This window comes from Gloeomargarita sp. SKYB120 (genome assembly GCA_025062155.1).
Taxonomy (GTDB): domain Bacteria; phylum Cyanobacteriota; class Cyanobacteriia; order Gloeomargaritales; family Gloeomargaritaceae; genus Gloeomargarita.
Map to the genome: position 1 here is coordinate 63,443 of JANXAM010000003.1, position 19,016 is coordinate 82,458.

19 protein-coding genes are annotated in these 19,016 nt (G+C 59.2%); 15 read left to right on the top strand and 4 right to left on the bottom strand.

The window, feature by feature from the left end:
- Positions 1–284 precede the first annotated feature (284 nt).
- From rpiA to NZ705_02150, 10 genes are all read left to right on the top strand, one after another.
- On the top strand, positions 285–995 hold the full coding sequence (rpiA, locus tag NZ705_02105; GenBank protein MCS7291754.1) for a ribose-5-phosphate isomerase RpiA: 711 nt from the start codon (positions 285–287) through the stop codon (positions 993–995).
- 15 nt (positions 996–1,010) lie between these two features.
- Positions 1,011–2,063 carry a phosphate acyltransferase PlsX gene (plsX, locus tag NZ705_02110; protein MCS7291755.1) on the top strand — a complete coding sequence of 351 codons (1,053 nt, stop codon included), beginning with the start codon at positions 1,011–1,013 and terminating at the stop codon, positions 2,061–2,063.
- Positions 2,063–3,046 carry a ketoacyl-ACP synthase III gene (locus NZ705_02115; GenBank protein MCS7291756.1) on the top strand — a complete coding sequence of 328 codons (984 nt, stop codon included), beginning with the start codon at positions 2,063–2,065 and terminating at the stop codon, positions 3,044–3,046. The genes plsX and NZ705_02115 overlap by 1 nt, the downstream gene beginning before the upstream one ends.
- 61 nt (positions 3,047–3,107) lie before the next feature.
- On the top strand, positions 3,108–3,851 hold the full coding sequence (gene atpB / locus NZ705_02120; protein MCS7291757.1) for a F0F1 ATP synthase subunit A: 744 nt from the start codon (positions 3,108–3,110) through the stop codon (positions 3,849–3,851).
- Between the two features lie 93 nt (positions 3,852–3,944).
- On the top strand, positions 3,945–4,193 hold the full coding sequence (gene atpE, locus NZ705_02125; GenBank protein ID MCS7291758.1) for an ATP synthase F0 subunit C: 249 nt from the start codon (positions 3,945–3,947) through the stop codon (positions 4,191–4,193).
- 4 nt (positions 4,194–4,197) lie between these two features.
- Positions 4,198–4,659, top strand: coding sequence for a F0F1 ATP synthase subunit B' (locus NZ705_02130; protein ID MCS7291759.1), 462 nt, complete (start codon positions 4,198–4,200; stop codon positions 4,657–4,659).
- A 3-nt stretch (positions 4,660–4,662) separates the two neighbouring features.
- Complete coding sequence (locus tag NZ705_02135; protein ID MCS7291760.1) at positions 4,663–5,181, top strand: F0F1 ATP synthase subunit B; 519 nt, start codon at positions 4,663–4,665, stop codon at positions 5,179–5,181.
- On the top strand, positions 5,178–5,732 hold the full coding sequence (gene atpH / locus NZ705_02140; protein ID MCS7291761.1) for an ATP synthase F1 subunit delta: 555 nt from the start codon (positions 5,178–5,180) through the stop codon (positions 5,730–5,732). Before NZ705_02135 ends, atpH begins: the two co-directional genes overlap by 4 nt.
- 21 nt (positions 5,733–5,753) lie before the next feature.
- Positions 5,754–7,268 (top strand): F0F1 ATP synthase subunit alpha, encoded by a 1,515-nt coding sequence (gene atpA / locus NZ705_02145; GenBank protein MCS7291762.1) that lies wholly within the window; start codon positions 5,754–5,756, stop codon positions 7,266–7,268.
- Positions 7,269–7,278: 10 nt separating this feature from the next.
- On the top strand, positions 7,279–8,232 hold the full coding sequence (locus NZ705_02150) for a F0F1 ATP synthase subunit gamma (GenBank protein ID MCS7291763.1): 954 nt from the start codon (positions 7,279–7,281) through the stop codon (positions 8,230–8,232).
- A 77-nt stretch (positions 8,233–8,309) separates the two neighbouring features.
- Here NZ705_02150 and NZ705_02155 read toward each other — a convergent pair whose 3' ends face one another.
- Complete coding sequence (locus NZ705_02155; GenBank protein ID MCS7291764.1) at positions 8,310–10,448, bottom strand: hypothetical protein; 2,139 nt, start codon at positions 10,446–10,448, stop codon at positions 8,310–8,312.
- A complete protein-coding gene (locus NZ705_02160) occupies positions 10,445–11,449 on the bottom strand; it encodes a pentapeptide repeat-containing protein (protein MCS7291765.1) in 1,005 nt (334 codons plus the stop codon). Before NZ705_02160 ends, NZ705_02155 begins: the two co-directional genes overlap by 4 nt.
- Before the next feature lie 111 nt (positions 11,450–11,560).
- On the opposite strand from NZ705_02160, the gene NZ705_02165 reads away from it, so the two are divergent.
- The 5 genes from NZ705_02165 to NZ705_02185 are packed head-to-tail and all read left to right on the top strand — an operon-like array spanning position 11,561 to position 17,760.
- Positions 11,561–14,941, top strand: a complete 3,381-nt coding sequence (locus tag NZ705_02165; GenBank protein MCS7291766.1) for a tubulin-like doman-containing protein — start codon at positions 11,561–11,563, stop codon at positions 14,939–14,941.
- Positions 14,942–14,979: 38 nt separating this feature from the next.
- Positions 14,980–15,906 (top strand): GDP-mannose 4,6-dehydratase, encoded by a 927-nt coding sequence (locus NZ705_02170; GenBank protein ID MCS7291767.1) that lies wholly within the window; start codon positions 14,980–14,982, stop codon positions 15,904–15,906.
- Between the two features lie 27 nt (positions 15,907–15,933).
- Positions 15,934–16,317 carry a single-stranded DNA-binding protein gene (locus NZ705_02175; GenBank protein ID MCS7291768.1) on the top strand — a complete coding sequence of 128 codons (384 nt, stop codon included), beginning with the start codon at positions 15,934–15,936 and terminating at the stop codon, positions 16,315–16,317.
- Positions 16,301–16,876, top strand: coding sequence for an RdgB/HAM1 family non-canonical purine NTP pyrophosphatase (gene rdgB, locus NZ705_02180; GenBank protein ID MCS7291769.1), 576 nt, complete (start codon positions 16,301–16,303; stop codon positions 16,874–16,876). The genes NZ705_02175 and rdgB overlap by 17 nt, the downstream gene beginning before the upstream one ends.
- Positions 16,873–17,760: a hypothetical protein gene (locus tag NZ705_02185; protein MCS7291770.1), complete on the top strand. Its 888-nt coding sequence runs from the start codon at positions 16,873–16,875 to the stop codon at positions 17,758–17,760. The genes rdgB and NZ705_02185 overlap by 4 nt, the downstream gene beginning before the upstream one ends.
- 299 nt (positions 17,761–18,059) lie before the next feature.
- Here NZ705_02185 and purN read toward each other — a convergent pair whose 3' ends face one another.
- Both purN and NZ705_02195 read right to left on the bottom strand, forming a co-directional pair.
- Entirely contained in the window at positions 18,060–18,662 is a 603-nt protein-coding gene (purN, locus tag NZ705_02190) for a phosphoribosylglycinamide formyltransferase (protein ID MCS7291771.1), read from the bottom strand.
- A gap of 9 nt (positions 18,663–18,671) precedes the next feature.
- The gene (locus NZ705_02195) at positions 18,672–18,968 is read right to left on the bottom strand and encodes a hypothetical protein (GenBank protein MCS7291772.1); all 297 of its coding nucleotides are present in this window, start codon (positions 18,966–18,968) and stop codon (positions 18,672–18,674) included.
- Positions 18,969–19,016 lie beyond the last annotated feature (48 nt).

The window sequence follows — 19,016 nt, forward strand, 5'->3', positions numbered from 1 at the left end:
ACCCAGTGATTGCCCAATCGAGTTGGTTCAACCCATTAGTGCTGAGTCGGGTGGCAAAATAGAGAGGGCGCAGTTCAAGAAACGGCTCTGAAGTTGGGTCTGGATCGACCTAGGCCACCGTCAGCCCCGCAGCGTGGGATTGGGTTCTGTGTAAACCGTCCACTTAACCTGACGAAAGCTGATGAGGATGTCCTGAGGGTCTGGCGCTGCTGACAGCCAGGCCCTTGCCGCGTTTTGGGGAACTCGTTTGCGCTAGCCTGAAAGACAGTGGTGGAGGCAAACGCATGACAGTATCCCCCGAACTCATCCAACTGGCCAAGCAGGCGGTGGGGCAACAGGCGGCGCAACTGGTGACCTCGGGCATGGTGGTGGGGCTAGGGACCGGTTCGACGGCGGCGTGGATGATTCAGGCGCTTGGGGAGCGGCTGCGGCGGGGGGAAATCCAGGACATCCGGGGCGTGCCCACGTCGTTCCAGGCGACGGTGCTGGCCCGTCAAGCCGGAATTCCCCTGACCAGCTTGGACGAGGTGGAGACGTTAGACCTGGCCATTGACGGCGCTGACGAGGTGGACCCCCAGAAAAACTTGATCAAGGGAGGCGGCGCCGCCCACACGCGCGAAAAAATCGTAGACAGCTTGGCGCGTGAGTTGGTGGTGGTGGTGGATGAATCCAAGTTGGTGGAGCGCCTGGGCAGTCGGTTTCCAGTGCCGGTAGAGGTGTTGCCAATGGCGGTAAGGCCGGTGATGCGGGCGCTAGAAAAACTCGGGGGTCAGCCGGAGTTGCGCATGGCGGTAAAAAAGGACGGCCCGGTGATTACAGATCTGGGCAACATGGTGGTGGATGTGAAGTTTGCCGCGATTCCTGACCCGGCAGCCTTGGAGGCTCGGATCAACAACATCCCCGGCGTGGTGGAAAACGGCCTGTTTGTGGGGTTAGCAGGAAGAGTACTCATCGGGCGGGTAGTAGATGGCCAGCCCCACGTGCAGGTGTGGTGAGGGAATTCTGATACAATGCGTAACCGACGTGCGGACGAGAATGCCATGGCGCTCAACCGGCCTCGGATTGCAGTGGATGCGATGGGGGGAGACCACGCTCCCGAGGAAATCGTCACCGGTGCCCTGCGCGCCCAGGCCGAGTTGGAGGCGGAGATTTTGCTGGTGGGACAACCGGAGCGGTTGCGTCCCCTGCTGGCGGACCATCACCACCGGATGACCATCATTCCGGCGCCGGAGGCGATTGCCATGAACGAGGAGCCATTGACAGCACTGCGGCAAAAGCCCGGGGCCTCCATTGTGGTGGCGATGAACCTAGTTCGAGACGGAAAGGCGGATGCCGTGTATTCGGCAGGGCATACGGGCGCGGTGATGGCGGCGGCGTTGCTGCAACTGGGGCGTTTACCCGGAATTGACCGTCCAGCCATTGGCGTGGCGCTCCCCACGCTTATCCCCGATAAATCCGTGTTGTTGCTGGATGTGGGCGCCAATGTGGATTGCCGGCCCAAGTTTTTGAACCAGTTTGCCCTGATGGGTTCGATTTACAGCCAGTGCGTGCTGGGGGTTCCCCGCCCTAGGGTGGGCCTGTTGAATATTGGTGAGGAAGCCTGCAAGGGGAACGACGTGGCGGTGCGCGCCTATCAGCTCCTGGCCCAGAACCCTGAAATCGAATTTGTGGGCAATGCCGAGGGCCGGGATGTGATGTCAGGAAATTATGATGTCGTGGTGTGCGACGGGTTTGTGGGCAACATTCTGTTGAAATTCGCCGAAGGGGTGGGGCGAGTGATTGTGCAGTTATTGCGCGATGAATTGCCCCGCGGCTGGCGCGGGCAGATCGGTGTGCCCCTGCTGCGGGAAAACCTGCGGCGGGTCAAGCAACGCCTGGACGAAGCGGAACGGGGTGGCGCTTTGTTGTTGGGGGTGCCGGGCGTCTGTGTCATCGGCCACGGCAGTTCCCATGCCCCCTCCGTGTTCAACGCCATTCGGTTGGCGGCGGAAGCGGTGGAGCAGCGGGTGGTGCAGCGCCTGGCGGCAAAAGTGGGCGCCCTGACGCGGCAGGACGGTCGCTAGTGCTGGGCGTGCGCTTGACGGGGACGGGACGGGCCGATGTGGCTCCCGCGTTGGACAATCACCAGTTGAGCCGGTTGGTGGACACCAGTGATGAATGGATTGTCACCCGCACCGGTATCCGCACTCGTCGGCTGGCGGCTCCCCACCAGGGGGTTACCGACCTAGCGGTTCAGGCGGCGCAAAACGCCCTGGTCTCGGCGGGTTTAAGTCCCTTGGAAGTGGAGTTGGTCATCCTGGCGACCTCCACCCCGGACGACTTGTTTGGCTCGGCCAGCCTGGTGCTAGAGCAGTTGGGGGCCAAGCGGGCGGTGGCCTTTGACCTGACGGCGGCCTGTTCCGGGTTTGTGTTTGGTCTGGTGACGGCGGCCCAATTTCTCAAAACCGGGACCTACCGGCGGGCGGTGGTGATTGGGGCAGATGTGCTCTCGCGCTGGGTGGACTGGCGGGACCGGCGCACCTGTGTGTTGTTTGGCGATGGCGCCGGCGCTGTCGTTTTGGAGACCAGCCCCCAGGAAGGACTGTTGGGGTTTGAATTGCAAAACGATGGCAGCCAGAATGCCTGTCTCACCCTGGCCTACCAGGGCCAACCCCAGCCCTTGATCGACGACCTGACGGTAACCCTAGGCGCTTACCAGCCTATCGCCATGAACGGCCAGGAAGTGTATAAATTTGCCGTGAAACGGGTGCCGGAGGTGATTGAAAAGGCCTTATTTCGGGCGGGACTCACCAGCGACCAGATTGATTACTTCGTACTGCACCAGGCCAACCAGCGAATCTTAGAGGCGGTGGCGACCCGATTGGGCGTGCCTCCGGAACGCATGCTGAGCAACGTGGCCCGTTATGGCAACACGTCGGCGGCCTCGATTCCCCTGGTGCTGGACGAGGCGGTGCGGGCTGGGCAAATCCAAGCTGGGCATACCCTGGTGTTAGCAGGCTTCGGCGCGGGCCTGACCCTGGGAGCTGTGGTGTGTCGCTGGGGATAGCGTTGCCTTGGATGGGCAAGGCGGCTTACACTGGGTCTGATGTGTCACAGCAGGGATCACTATGTTCTTACCCTTGGCCAGTTTGGAGGTTGGGGAACACTTTTACTGGCGGCTTGGCAATTTAAAGGTTCACGGCCAGGTGTTGATGACCTCCTGGGTGGTGATGGCGCTGCTAATCCTGGCGGCCTTTCTGGCGACGCGCAACGCCCAGCGGGTGCCCCACGGCTGGCAGAACTTTATGGAGTATGTCCTGGATTTTGTACGCGGTCTGGCCCGGAATCAGTTGGGCGAAAAGGAGTACCGGGCCTGGTTACCCTTTGTGGGCACCCTGTTCCTGTTCATCTTTACCTGCAACTGGACGGGGATTTTAGTGCCCTGGCGGTTAATTGAACTGCCGGCGGGGGAACTGGCGGCCAGCACGAACGACATTAACACTACAGCGGCCTTGGCCCTGTTGACGTCCCTGGCCTACTTCTATGCGGGATTCAGCCGCAAGGGGTTGCTAGGGTACTTCAAGGGCTATCTCTACCCCTCGCCCATTATGCTGCCGTTCAAGGTGATTGAAGACTTCACCAAGCCCCTGTCCCTGAGCTTCCGTCTTTTTGGCAACATCCTAGCGGACGAACTGGTGGTGGGGGTGCTGGTGTTGCTGGTGCCGGTGCTAGTGCCCGTGCCGCTGATGGTACTTGGGCTGTTCCTGAGTGGGATTCAGGCGGTGATTTTTGCCACCCTGGCGGCCACCTACATCGCTGAGGCCCTGGAGGACCACGAACACGCCGAGGCGGCCGAGCAGGAAATGGCCTAAGATGGTGGTGGGGTTGGGAGCAAAACCTGGTATGGTGATCTGCGGGGATTTGTCTCCCGTACAGTCCAGTCAACTGAGTGCGAGGATGGGTGTATGGATGGATTGACGTCTGCAGCTTCGGTGATTGCGGCAAGTCTAGCGGTAGGTTTGGCATCGCTCGGGCCGGGTCTGGGCCAAGGGAATGCGGCCAGCCGCGCGGTGGAAGGGATTGCCCGGCAGCCAGAGGCTGATGGAAAGATTCGGGGAACGCTGCTGCTGAGCTTGGCCTTCATGGAAGCTTTGACCATTTACGGCCTAGTGGTGGCGCTGATCCTGTTGTTTGCCAACCCGTTTGCGGGCTAGGCCCATGACCGGATGGCTGGGGATAGCGTTGTTGGCCGAAGCCGGGGGTCTGTTTGACCTGGACGCTACCTTGCCGGTGATGGCAGCGCAGTTTCTGGTGCTGGTGGCGATTCTGAATGTCATCTTCTACAAACCGCTGCTGCGGGTGGTGGACGAGCGGGAGGAATACATCCGGTTCCACAGGGCGCAGGCCAAGGAATTACAGGCGAAGGCCGACAACCTTACCCGGCAGTACGACCAAGAGCTGGCCTTAGCGCGGCGGGATGCCCAACAGATTGTGGCCACCGCCCAGGCTCAGGCTAAGCAGGAGGCACAAGCCCAGATCCGGGTGGCCCAGCAGGAGGCGACAATGCAACTGGCGCAGGCTCGGGCGGAACTCGCTGAGCAGCAGGAAAAAGCCTTGGCCCAACTGGAACCCCAGGTGCAAACTCTAGGGGAAGCGATTTTGGCGAAGTTATTGAGTTGAGGTATGGATTCCCTTTTCTTAGCGGCGGAGGCGGGGGTACGTTTTAATCCGGATTTGCTGGGGACCAATACCCTCAATATCGCCGTGGTGCTGGGCCTGCTGGTCTACTACGGGCGCAGGTTTTTGGGGCGGTTGTTGCAGGAACGGCAACAGAGCATCGTCCAGGCAATCACCGAGGCGGAAACGGCCTATCAGCAGGCTAAGGCCGCACTTGCTGCAGCGCAACAGAATCTCGCCCAGGCCCAAACCCAAGCGGCCCAGATCCGGCAAGATGGGCAGGCCACAGCGGAACGGCTCCGGGAAACCCTGCTGGCCCAAGCAGCGCAGGAGGCAGAACGGATTGGTTTACAGGCCCAGCGCCGCATTGAGGTGGAGCAAGAACAGGCGGTAGCGGCGATTCGTCGGCGGCTAGCGGAACTGACCCTGGCCTACGTGACCGCCCAGTTGCAGCAACGGTTGACGCCGGAGCTCCACGCCCGCTTGATTGACGAAGGGATTGCGCGGTTGGGAGGTGAGCCATGACGGTGGCGGTGGCCCGCTTGACGGAACCCTACGCCGAGGCCCTGTTGGCGCTGGCCCAAGCCCACAACCAGTTGGACGCGATGGAACAGGAATTGACAGCCATCCAGCAACTGGTGCGACAAACACCGGAGCTAGCCAGTGTGTTGCAAAGGCCCACCATTCGCCCGGAGCAGAAAAAGGCTTTACTGCGGCGGATTTTCGGCACTCAGGTGCAGCCGCTGGTGTTGAACTTCCTGCTGCTGTTGGTGGACCGGGGCCGGATTGCTCTGCTCGAACGCATCATCAGTGCCTTTCAGGAACGGGCCAGGCAGGCGCGGGGAACCCAGTTGGCGCGGGTACGGGCGGCGGTGCCCTTGACGGCGGAACAGGCGGAACGTTTGAGCCAACGGCTAGCCCAACTGAGCGGTGCCCGGCGGGTGGAACTCGACGTGCAGGTGGACCCGTCGTTGCTAGGGGGATTCACGGTGCAGATGGGTTCCCAATTTTTAGACACCAGTTTGCGGAGCCAGTTGCAGCGACTAGCTTTACGATTGAGTCAGAGTGTTGTTTAGTCCCCACACAAAAGGAGGGTTATGATCAGCATTCGCCCCGATGAAATTAGCCAGATTATCCGGCAGCAGATTGAGCAGTACGACCAGGCGGTCGAGGTCAGCAACGTGGGCACGGTGCTCCAGGTGGGGGACGGCATTGCCCGCATTTACGGCCTGGAACGGGTGATGGCCTCGGAATTGCTGGAGTTTGAGGACGGCACCATCGGCATTGCCTTGAACCTGGAGCAGGACAATGTGGGGGCGGTGTTGATGGGGGATGGGCGCAACATCTCCGAAGGCAGCACGGTGAAAGCGACGGGTCGCATTGCGCAGGTGCCGGTGGGTGAAGCCCTGCTGGGGCGGGTGGTCAATCCCCTGGGACAACCCTTGGACGGCAAGGGACCCATTCACACGACCGAGAGCCGGTTGATTGAATCACCAGCGCCAGGCATCGTTGTGCGGCGGTCGGTGTACGAACCCTTGCAAACGGGGATTACGGCGATTGATGCGATGATTCCCATTGGGCGGGGCCAGCGGGAGTTGATCATTGGCGACCGGCAAACCGGGAAGACCGCCATCGCCATAGACACCATCCTCAACCAGGCTGACCAAGATGTGATTTGCGTCTACGTCGCCATCGGGCAAAAGGCTTCGTCAGTGGCCCAGGTGGTGGGGATTTTGGAGGAACGGGGCGCGATGAAGTACACCATTGTGGTGGCGGCCAATGCCGACGACCCGGCCACGTTACAGTATCTGGCGCCCTATGCCGGTGCGTCCATGGCGGAGTATTTCATGTACAAGGGCCGGGCCACGCTGGTGGTTTACGACGACCTGTCCAAGCAGGCCCAAGCGTACCGGCAGATGTCCCTGTTGTTGCGGCGGCCACCGGGACGGGAGGCCTATCCAGGGGATGTGTTTTACCTGCACTCGCGGCTGTTGGAACGGGCGGCCAAGTTGAACGATACCCTGGGTGGGGGCAGCATGACCGCCTTGCCGATTGTGGAAACCCAAGCGGGGGACGTGGCGGCCTACATTCCCACCAACGTGATTTCGATTACCGACGGGCAGATTTTCCTGTCAGCAGACCTGTTCAACGCTGGCGTGCGTCCTGCTATCAACGTGGGGATTTCCGTGTCGCGGGTGGGGTCGGCAGCCCAGATTAAGGCCATGAAGCAGGTGGCGGGGAAACTGAAACTGGAGCTGGCTCAGTTTGCCGAGCTTGAGGCCTTTTCCCAATTCGCGTCCGATTTGGACAAGGCCACCCAGGAGCAATTGGCGCGGGGGCAACGGATTCGGGAAATGCTCAAGCAACCCCAGTTTTCGCCGATTCCGGTGGAGGAGCAGGTGGCGATGATTTACACCTGTACCAATGGTTATGTGGATGATTTGGCGCTAGAGCAGGTGCAACCGTTTTTGACGGGGTTGCGGGAGTACCTGCGCACCAACAAGCCCCAATTTGGCGAGATCATCCGCACCACCAAGCAACTGACGCCTGAGGCGGAAGGATTGCTCAAGGAGGCCATTGCCGAGTACAAGGCCGGTTTCACGGCGGCCTAGGAGGGTAAAGATGCCCAGTTTGAAAGCTATTCGGGACCGGATCAATTCGGTCAAGAACACTCGCAAGATTACCGAGGCGATGCGGTTGGTGGCGGCGGCCAAGGTGCGGCGAGCGCAGGAGCAGGTCTTGGCGACCCGTCCCTTTGCCGACCGGTTGGCCCAGGTCCTGTATGGTCTCCAGTCCCGCTTACAGTTGGAGAATCTGGAGGTGCCGCTGTTGCAGCAACGGCCTGTGCGGCGGGTGGCCCTGGTGATTTTGTCGGGCGACCGAGGCTTGTGTGGGGCCTATAACGCCAACATCATCCGTCGGGCCGAGCAACGGATTCGTGAGCTAGGGGAGCTGGGCCTGGACTACACCCTGGTGCTGGTGGGGCGCAAGGCTGCCCAGTACTTCAGCCGGCGGCAACACCCGATTGACCGCTCGTTTACTGGTTTGGAGCAGATTCCTACCGCCGCTGAGGCGCGTCGGATTAGTCAAGAGATGCTCAGCCTTTTTCTGTCGGAGGACGTGGACCGGGTGGAGTTAATCTATACCCGCTTTGTGTCCCTGATCAGCTCTCGCCCGGTGGTGCAGACCCTCCTGCCCATGACGCTGCAAGGTTTGGAGCCCCAGGATGACGAAATTTTCCGGCTGACGACGCGGGAAGGGCGCTTTGCCGTGGAACGCCGTCCCCAAGCCCAACCGCCGAGGATGGTATTTCCTCAGGAAATGATCTTTGAGCAGGACCCGGTGCAAATCTTCAGCGCCCTCTTGCCCCTTTATCTCAACAACCAGGTGCTGCGGGCGCTCCAGGAGGCCGCCGCCAGTGAACTCGCCGCCCGGATGACGGCCATGAGCAACGCCAGCGACAACGCCAAGGCGCTCATCAAAAATCTCACCATTTCCTACAACAAAGCGCGGCAAGCGGCCATTACCCAGCAGATTATGGAGGTGGTCGCTGGAGCTAATGCGTTGAAGGACTAGGGGAGTGCTTCAGGCGATAGCTGCGCCTGCTAGCCATAGAGTGGGAACCAACAACGAGTCCAGGTCCTGCAAACAAGCTAAACGTCTTTAGCCACCGCTTCGGTGTATTTTTCCCACATCTGCTGAAATGCCGCCCCTAACTGCTGGGCAAAGCGTTGGCCATTCCACAGCGGCGACGTGTGCCGACTCTCTAGCAGGCGTTGTCGAATCTGCTGTCGCAAAGCCGCATCGGTACCCAGCCGCACCCCCCAGGCCACGTACTCCTCCGGCGTCTGGGCCATCCCTTCCGCAATCCCGCACTGGGTCAAAAACGCATAGCTACTGCGGGCCGCAAACTGCTGGCCCACGCGGGTCACCAGGGGAATCCCCAGCCACAGGGCCTCGAGCGCTGTTGTTGCGCCGTTGTAGGGGTAGGTATCGAGCACCACATCGGCTAAGGCTTGCAGGTTCGCCCGCTGGATAAACTCATTCGCAACGGGGGGTAGAAATCGCAGGCGGGCTGGGTCCACCCCCAACACCTGCGCTTGAGACAGAAGTTGCTCCTGCAGTCGTTTCTCATCGCCTTTCACACATAGGTAACTACCAGGCACCTGGCGCAGGATACGCAACTGCAAATCCACAGTAGCGGGGTGGCGTTCGTAGCTGCTTTGGGCCGTGTAGAAGATAACCGCGTCTGGCTCGATTCCCAGGTCTTCCCGCCGCAGGGTCGGCACATCCACCTCAAACCCGTCCACCGCGATGTAGGTCTCTGGCAAGCGCCAAATCGTTTCTTGATAGTAATCTTGGGCGTTCGCCGGTAGCACCAGGGGGTCTGCGATGAAGTAATCCACACTGTCTAATCCGCTGGCGTCCCAGCCTAACCAGGTCACCTGCACCGGTGCCGGTTTTTTCGCTAGCACCAAACAACTGCTGTCTACGGTCAAGCTGTCCATGTCCACCAGCACCTGGATGCCATCGCGGGCAATCTGCGCCGCCAGCACGCTAGGGTTCGTGTGGTAGTAGCAATGGTCGCACCGCTTCACAAACCAGGCGTGCCCAAACTCGTCCGGGGGCTGGCTGATGCAGTACAAAAACAGTTCCAACCGCTCTCGGTCATAGTGCTCGAAAAACCAGCGAGCTAGCCACCCCACCGCATGCTGGCGAAATGTCGAGGACAAAAAGCCCACCCGCAGTCGCTGGGACGTCGCCGGCGGTTGCCCAAACAGGGGTGTCGCACCCCGCACCGCTCGACCCATGCGCGTGCTGATGCAGTTGCACAAGGGGCGGTCCAGCGCCGGTTCATCCCGCAGGTAGGGGAGAAAAAAGGGTATCTGGAACAAAAGGGCGCCCAGGGTTTTCAAAGCTGGGGCAAAGTCGGTAGCAGGGTCGGCAATCGCCCGCAGCAACTGCAGGTAGGATTCCGCTTCGGCAAGGATTTCCGACCAGGCATCGCCGCCAGCGTCAAATAGCATTTGCAACCGGCAGTACTGGGCATAGCCCTGGGCCACCAGGGAATGGGTCTGCGCGACCGCCTTTTGCCGGTCACACCACTGCCGAGCTTGGTTGTACTGGCGCATTTCTCCGTACAGGTGCGCCAGCAGCCCGAGCACGTCCACGTTGTCCGGGTCCGTCTCCAGCGCCAGCAGCAGCCATTTCTCCCGCACGGCCGGCGGCGCATGCTCCCGCACTCGGCGGCTAACGGTCGCCAACGCTTGGGCGTAGGTCTGCGCTGGTAAATGCGCCTGGCAAGCCCCCACCAACCGCTCTACCAGGGGATTGAATTCCACGTGCGATGCCACTGCGACCAAGGTGGCGCAAAGGGGTGCCACCGGAAAGGTTGCCGTCGTCTCAAGGGCTTGAACCAAGCGCTCGAGGGCGTCGGCGGTTAACTGGTCCTGCACAGCGGCGGTTTCAATCCAGCAGCATAGCCGCTCGGGGGTAGGAGCCACTTCATAAGCCGCCTGGTACAGTCCCAAACCCACCGCCGGTTGCGTCGTCAGATAGGATTGCGCCTGGGTTTCCAACCACTGGGCCAATGCCGCTGCTTGGGAAACCGGCAAACGCGCCCTTGCCTGGCACCACCACGCCTGGGCCGCTTCAGGGTCCGCCTGCAACAGGTGCGCCAATCCCCCGTAGCCCCAAGCGCTCACATCTTCAGGTTCCTGGGCCAGCGCCCGTTCCACTTCCGCACGCAAGCCTGCGTAGTCCTGGGCGTCCAGCCAGGTTTGGGCATTCATGGCATTTCTAGCGAAGGCGGGTACAGCTCGCCGCTGGGTAGCGTGGCTCCCCACAGATTCGCCGTTGACAGGCTGTTGGGGTCTAAACGGGCGCCCGTCAAGTCCGCGCCGCTCAGGTTCGCACCCCACAACGACGCGCCCATCAGATTGGCCTCGCGTAAATTTGCCCCGATCAGCAGCGCCTCGCTCAAATTAGCCTCCTGCAGATTGGCCGCTGTCAGATTGGCCCCGCCTAGATTGGCACCCACCAAATTGGCCGCCATGAGATCCGCTTCACTCAGGTCCGTGCCAATCATCACCGCTCCAATCATCTGGCTATGGCGAAAATAGCCCCCAATCGCATCAGCGCCCGTAAGATTAGCGCCAATCAACCGGCTGTTCTCCAAAACTACCTCAGCCAAATTCGCCAGCATCAGGTGCGCACGGCTCAAGTCCACGCCGCTCAGGTTCACCCCCGCCAGATTCACCTGGAGCAGGTCCCATCCCTGGAAATTCCGTTCCCCAGCCCCATAGCGCTGCAACAACTGTTCGCGGTTCGAAGTGGCCGGGGTGGGCGATGGAGGCACGGGGGTCGGATTAGCGGCCTCCGCCAACCATTGTGTCAGCGTCCGGCTCCCATTCATGCGGCGGTCCGTCTCCGGCAACCGCGTCAACAGCCACTCCAACCGCTGGCTAATTGCCTGGTGGGTCGCCTGCAACTGTTGCATTTGTTGGGAGAGCATCGCCAGGCGTTCCTTGACCAAACGCCGGAAACTCCCGCAGGGGTCAATTCCCTGGGCCTGCAGTTGCACCAGTTGCTTGATGTCCTCCAGCGACAGGCCAAATTGTTTACAGTGCTGGATAAACCACAGGCGGGTCAGGGATTCCGGAGGATACAGCCGATAGCCACTCTTGTTGCGCTCTGGCGGCGCCAGCAGGCCCTCCCGCTCGTAGAACCGAATCGTCTGGGGCGACACCCCCGCCTGGCTACTCAATTCCCCAATCAACCAGCCCCGTACCATGCCTGCTGCCTTGCCCTACTGTCGTCCATTGTAGCGTTCGTTCAAGTTGAGGACAAAACCGCAGAAATTGCATACAATACAGCCAACGGCATCCCTCGAGAAACGGAAGCTATGGCGGAATACCAAGGCATGACCCCCAGCATCGTGGTGGGACTGGGCGGCACCGGCAAGGAAGTCATCATGAAAATCCGGCGGATGATTGTCGAGACCTACGGCAGTTTGGATGCGTTGCCGATTGTCTCTTTCCTGCACGTGGACACGGAACAAAACGCCAAGGTGTCGGAACCCCAGGTGGTGTTGAAACAAGATATTTCCCTGCGACCGGTGGAGCAAGTTTGGGCCAAAGTCGATAACGCCAAGGCTATTTTGAATCGCATCGCCGACTACGACTATCTCACCGAATGGTTTCCCCCCGAACTTACTGGTACGGACTCCATCTTGGCGGGCGCGGGGCAAATCCGAGCGCTGGGAAAATTCGCCTTTACCGTCAATTACCAGACCATCAAAAACGCCTTTGCCAATGCCCGTGCTCGCATTGTCGGTCATGAAAAATTCATGCTGGACCGCTGGGGCGTGCAACTGGATAAAGGCATCAACATTTTCATCGTGTGTTCCCTCAGCGGCGGGACGGGTTCTGGCATGGTGCTGGATATGGCCTACAACGTGCGGGAATGGGTGCCGCCGTCGGATTTACCCCAAACCTGTGCGTTTCTGGTGTTGCCGGGGGCCTTTTCGGGTCTGGGGGACCGCGTGATTGCCAATGCCTACGCCGCCCTGATGGAACTCGACCACTACTCCCGTCCCAACACGCGTTTTGAAACGCAATACAGCCACAACATTGCCGACCGGATCAGCAGTCAAAACGCGCAAGATACCCCCTTTGGTTTTTGTTACCTGGTGGGCAACAGCAACGACAAGGTCACCCTGCCCACTTTAGAGGCCGTTTTGGAAATGGTGGCCCAGAATATCTTTTTGGATTTCTCGTCTGGGTTTAGCCAATACAAAAAGCTGGTGCGGGACAACATTCGCAAGCACTGGTCCAGCCCTGACCCCCTTGGGTTTCCACAAAACTACATCACCTTTGGGTTGGCGAGTATCCAATTTCCGGTACAGCGGGTGCTCAATGCCTGTGCGTCACGGTTGGCCGTTGCACTCGTCGACTGGTGGGCCAATCCCACGCCGGCTCCGACGGCGATGCGGGATGTGATCAAAACAGAAATCTTACCCAACTTGGGCCTGGCCGAATCCGAAAACAATCACCAATTGCTGGATAGCATCAGCGTGGGCGACAACATGAAACCCTACAGCAAAGAAGTGTCGGATTGGGTGGCCAGCCTGCGCAAGCGTCGCAATGATTTAAACATTCCCTTTGAGAATTTGCAGCGGTTTATTTCAGTGGAGGAAGAAAAATATCGGGTGCATTTTAACGATGCCGATAGCGACCCCCGCCGCTGGAGTGATTACTTCCAAAAGATGTGGGATAACCTAAACCGGCTGATTCCCCAGAAAACCAGAGAACTGCGAGAGACAGTGGCACAGATGGTCGAAGACCGGTTCCGGGGGCCGAAATGGACGCGCCAGTTTTTAGAAGTCTTGATGGAAGTTTGGCTGGAGTTTCGCACCACCTTTGACCAGTCTCGCCAGAAGGAGTGGTTAGCCCGCGAGCGTTCCGCTAGTCAAGCCCTGCAAATCCTGCTCAAACAGATTGATAACCACGCCCGCCAGGTGATGCTGCTGAATCGCAAAAAAGTGATTGATGATGACTTCAACGCCATTATGCAGGCGCTGGAGTCCCTGTACGTATCCAAAGTTGAAGTCAAGGCGCGGGCGCTGGCGATTCCCCTGCTCGATGCCCTGCGCGAAGAAACCCAACGCCTGCTCAACGACCTGAATAACTTTGATAGAAACCTAGAGAATTTACGGCGGCAATTGGCGGAGCGGGAGGAAGTTTATACGCGCGAAACCAGCACCTTAACTGTCAATGGCATCCTACTCTATGACCCCAAAGACATCGAACAAATTTACCAAAAAACCCTAGCAAACCGGGGCGACAGTGTGTTTCAGAGCATGACCCAAGACATTTGGGGCGGGATGGGAGGACGCTTGTTTGATTTGCACACCTTTGAACACTTGCGGCAACAGGATTTGTATCAACGCATCCTCAACCGGGCGATTGACGAGTTCAGCAACAGTGAGCAACTCAAAGTTTCGGTGGCGGAGAAATTCATTGCCCAATATCCGACGGTGGAGCAACAGGAAGCCCAACTGAAAAGCACTTTTGAAAAAAGCGAAGCCTTTTTACGGTTCAGCCAGGAACAGGCGCGACTGGGTTGGGATGACCGCCCCGAAAAACGGCAAACCTTAGTGGGGATTCAAGGGGGCAATAAACCGACAGACCCCGCCGTCGCAGCGCTGCTACCCCTGCTGCGCAAAGCCACCACCTTGACGGACAAGGACATTCGGCCCTACAACGACCCCCACCACATCTATTTCGTGCGGGAAATTGGGGCGTTTCCCCTGCGCTTGATTGAGGGGATGGAACGGATGCGCACCATTTACCGAACCGTTGCCCAGATGGACCGCAATCCCCTGCATACTCACCACAATCGCCAGCAATTTGCCGACATCATGCCCGCTTCCAGCGAAGAAATTCAACTGCGGGAGAATTTGGTCTTGGGCCGCGTGTTTCAATTGCTCACCGAATCCCAAAATCAAATCACCGGCTACACGGAAATCAAGCTGAATTACCGGGATAGTGCGACGGGTTTAGCGCGGAGTTTGAACCTAGGGAGTACCTGGGAGGAAGCGGAGCAGTATTTATTAGCAGACCAGAACCGACGGGCGCGGGAATTGCTCAACGATGAGATCCAAAAAATTCTCAAGCAAGCGACCACCAAAGACGCCAAACGCGCCCTTTACGAACAGTTAATGAGCTACCTGCAAACCGTAGAACAAACGGTAGTAGGCGGGCGCGATAACCCCGAATACCAACGTGTCGAAGAAGCTATTAGCAACTGTGTGCGCACCTACCGCTTGTTTGAGCCGGGGATGACCACGAGTTCTACGCCCAAATCTACGGCAACGCCAACGGTGAGCAAGTCCACTTCTACATCTCGGCCCGTCGCTGAACCTGCTATCAGCGGCACCGATAGCGCCCTTGAAAAATTTACCAAGCTCGTCGAAGCCTGTTTCAAAGGAGGCAAAAAACCATCAGACAAAGAGTTAGACATCCTTGATAAATTGCGGGAAAAATACGGGGTGAGTAAGGAAAAAGCCCAAGAAATTATTGCCCGTTACCAGCCAAAGCAAAATGACCCCGAACTAGCGGCCTACGAATACGCCCTGATGTTCCGAGCCTTCTTGGAAAATGATGGTGAAATTGGCCTTGAGGAACGCGCGCAACTGCTGGAATTGCAAGAGGAATTGGGCCTAACGGATGAACAAGTAGCAACCATTGAAGCCAACATCCGGGATGAACTGGGCCTCGCCTGATGTGTTAAGTTACGAGGGATTGTTGCGTCGGATTGCCCATGCGCATCTTACTCACAGGTGGGGCAGGGTTTATTGGCTCCGCCGTACAAGATATTTACATCCAAGCCGGCCATGAAGTAGCAATTCTGGATAATTTCAGCACGGGCAACCCCGCCTATATCCATCCCTGCAGCCGGGTCTATCGAGCCGATTTGCGGGATGCCGCTGCGGTAGAACGCATTGTGCAGGAATGGCGACCGGAAGTTATCAATCATCACGCGGCCCAAATTGACGTGCGGTTTTCGGTGGCCCAACCGGTGGTAGATGCCCAAATGAACATCCTGGGGTCGCTTTATCTTCTCGATGCGGCAGTGCGAACTGGGGTGAAACAATTTATCTTTGCCTCGTCGGGAGGCGCTTGTTATGGGGAATTGCAGCAGATTCCTGCGCCGGAAACCCACCCGTTGCAACCCATTTCACCCTACGGCATCGGCAAAGTGACGGTGGAACGTTACCTGCATTTTTATCACCAAACCTATGGACTGCCCTACGTGATTTTGCGCTATGCCAATGTGTACGGCCCGCGCCAGGGAATGAAGGGTGAAGCAGGGGTGATTACGGCGTTTATTCGCGCTTTTTTGACCGGACAAACGCCGGTGATCTACGGCCAGGGCACCCAAACGCGGGATTATATCTATGTTGCAGATGTGGCGCAGGTGAATTTGCAAGTTCTGGGCTGGCCAGAACCGTTGACGCTCAATATCGGTACCGGCCAGGAAACGTCGGTTTTGGAGCTATACGAGTTGCTCCGGCAATTGATTCCGGCGAAGGCAACGCCCCAATTTCTACCGGCGCGTCCAGGGGAAGTGGCCCGCAGTGTGCTAGACATTTCCTATGCTCGCCAGGTACTAGGCTGGCAACCACAGACATCGTTGGCACAGGGACTCCAAGCCACCCTCGATTGGTATCGCCAGGTGCTACAGTAGATTACAATTCGCACGGATGTTGAGACCATGAACGTCTGTATCCTGCAAGCGGAAATCATCCGAGAGCCGCAACTGCGCTACACCCAGGACCAGCAACTGCCAGTGACGGATATGCTGGTGCAGTTTCCGGGTCTGCGGCCCGAGGACCCCTGTGGACGGTTGCGCGTCGTGGCCTGGGGCAATCTGGCGGAACAGACGGCCAAACAGTTCAAGGTGGGGGACCACATCATTATCGAAGGCCGGTTGGGGATGATCAAGGCGGATTTGCCGGGCGGCCTACGCACTACGCGAGCAGAGTTGACAGCGGCGCGGATTTTCCCTATTCAGGTGGGGACACCTGTGACGAGCGAAGCTCCTGCACCGGTGACGCCCGTTCTGGAAACGGAAGAGGAATATGCCACCCCCTTTTGACCTGGTGCTCGGGACGACCAACCCAGGCAAGGTGCGGGAAATTCGGGCTTACCTACGGGAATGGAATTGCCTGATCCCGCCAGCAGACCTGATCCTGGAGGAAACGGGGGAGACGTTTGCGGAAAATGCGCGGATGAAGGCGGTGCAGACGGCCCTGGCCTTGGGGTGTTGGGCGCTGGCGGACGATTCCGGCTTGGAAGTTACGAGTTTAGACGGGGCACCGGGAGTGTATTCGTCCCGCTATGGCCGGACTGATGCCGAGCGGATTGAGCGCCTTTTGTTGGAGCTGGGGGATGAACCGGAACGCTCAGCGCGGTTTGTCTGTGTGGTGGCGGTCGCGAATCCCCAGGGAGACATCGTGGCGGAGGCAACGGGCATTTGCGAAGGAGAAATTCTTACCGCCCCTAGGGGCACCGGTGGTTTCGGGTATGACCCCATCTTTTATGTGCCGGCGCTGGGCATGACCTTTGCGGAAATGACACCCGCCCAAAAACAGCAGGTGAGTCATCGCGGTCGGGCTTTGCAGGCGCTGGTGCCCCAACTGCGTGCCCTGCGGTGAAACGTTACTGGCGCTGGCTGGCCTGGGCGCTGGTGCTAGGGTTTCTCGGGCGCAAGCTGGTTCAGTCCTGGAGCGACGTGCAGCAGTTGTCCTGGCAACCGGGCTGGGAACAGTGGTGGCTCATGGCCGGGCTGGTGACCACCAGTGCGCACCTGTGGGCTGGCTGGCTTTGGGGACAAAGTTTAGGCTTCCTGGGCTATCCCGTGCCGAGTCGCTGGGCGGTGCCGTTGTATGTGCAGACCAATCTGGCGAAATACATTCCAGGCAATGTCTGGCATTTTTACGGGCGGGTGCGGGCGGCCCAAGCGCGGCAGATTCCCACCGGGATTGTGCTGGTGAGTATTTTGCTGGAGGCGCTGTTGCTGGCGGCGGCGGCGTTGCTGGTGGGAATCCATCGCTGGCAACAGGGGTCGTGGCCGTTGCTGGCGCTGGTGGTGGTGCTGGTGGGCATTCATCCCTGGTGTTTGAACCGCTTGTTGACCTGGGTGGGACGTCGTAAAGTTCAGGGGACAGCTTTACCCCCGTTGCGCCAGTACCCGTTGCCCTTGCTGCTGGGCAATCTCTTGTTTCTGGGATTGCGGGGATTGGGATTTTTGTGCGTGCTTGGGACCTGGGTGTCGCTTTCTTGGCGTCTGCTACCCGTCCTGTGGGGCGCTTTTGGGCTGGCCTGGCTGTTAGGGTTTATCGTGCCGCTAGCACCGGGTGGCTTGGGCGTTTTTGAAGCGACCTTGACCGTCAGTTTGCAGGGTGTGATCCCTACCGGCACCGTTTTGGCGGCGGCAATTGGGTATCGCCTGGTGAGTGTGCTGGCGGAAATCGCAGCGGCGGCGGTGGGTGTGGGCATCGAATGGGGGCGGAGGGACTTGAACCCTCACGACCTTTAGGGTCAACGGATTTTCATTCTCCACCGACTTTCGCCGGAGGGCCTAGGCCCCTGGAGAATTGGACTCTCCCTTTACCCACGACCATCCGTCGCTAGGGTAGCTCCCGTCGAGTCTCTGCACCTTCCGAACGGTTCCGCGTCCGGCTTGGCTCAGGATTGCCGTATCTGCATGCGCAGACGTAGGTTCCCCTGAATTTGAGAGCGTTCACTTGCAGGATTTCTCCCACAAGGCTCAATTGCTTAAGTCCGTAGCGTCTACCATTCCGCCACGCCCCCAGGTGAGTAATAAGCATAGCACATCTACTCCTGCACCGCCGCCCAGAGAATCGCCGGGGGATACAGCCGGTGTTCCTGTTCCTGAATGCGGGCATGGAGCGTCGCCACCGTATCACCCGGAAGGACGGGCACCGCTGCCTGCGCAATAATCGGCCCCTGGTCCACCGCCAAGATCACCCGATGCACCGTACAGCCCGTGATTTTCACTCCAGCAGCCAGCGCCTGTTCCACCGCACGGGTACCGGGAAACGACGGCAGCAAACTGGGATGGATGTTGAGAATCCGCGACCCAAAGGGTTCCAGCAAAACCGTCGTCGCTCGGCGCATCCACCCCGCCATGATCACCCACTCCGCTCCCCAGCGCTGCAACGTCTGGACAACGGCTGCATCAAAGCTCTCCCGGTCGGGATAATCGCGGTGGTTGATCAACGCACAGGGAACGCCCGCTTCCTTCGCCCGTTCTCGCACCGGCGCCTCAGGATTGTTATAGACCACGCCCGTGACTATCGCCGGTAATTTTCCCGTCGCAATCGCCTGCGCAATCGCCGTAAAGTTACTCCCCTTGCCGGAGGCCAAAACGCCCAATCGCAAAGGTTCGCCTCGGTATTCCGGCCAGTCTGGCGGCACGAGCAACACCTACCAGGCCCCCAACCAGTCCGCCAGCAGGAGTCCCAGCAACGTGCCAATCACTATCGGCAGATTGTTCCAGATGGGAGTGGGAATGCGGTCGAGCCAGGCGTTGATCCTATCGGCCAGCGTCGGCGGTTTGGGGGGCGTAGAGACCTTGGGCTTTACCCAGTGGGGGGGATGGTTTTGGAAATGGGCAATACCCGCACGCACTACGCTCTGGGTCTCCCGTACCGCTTCCCATGACGCCTGCCGACTCTGGGCTAACCGTTCCAAACGCCGGTCCAGCTCCTCCACATCCACCATTCCCGTTCCCCAGGCTCTCCCAGACTGTGCTAACGTTAGAAATACCCT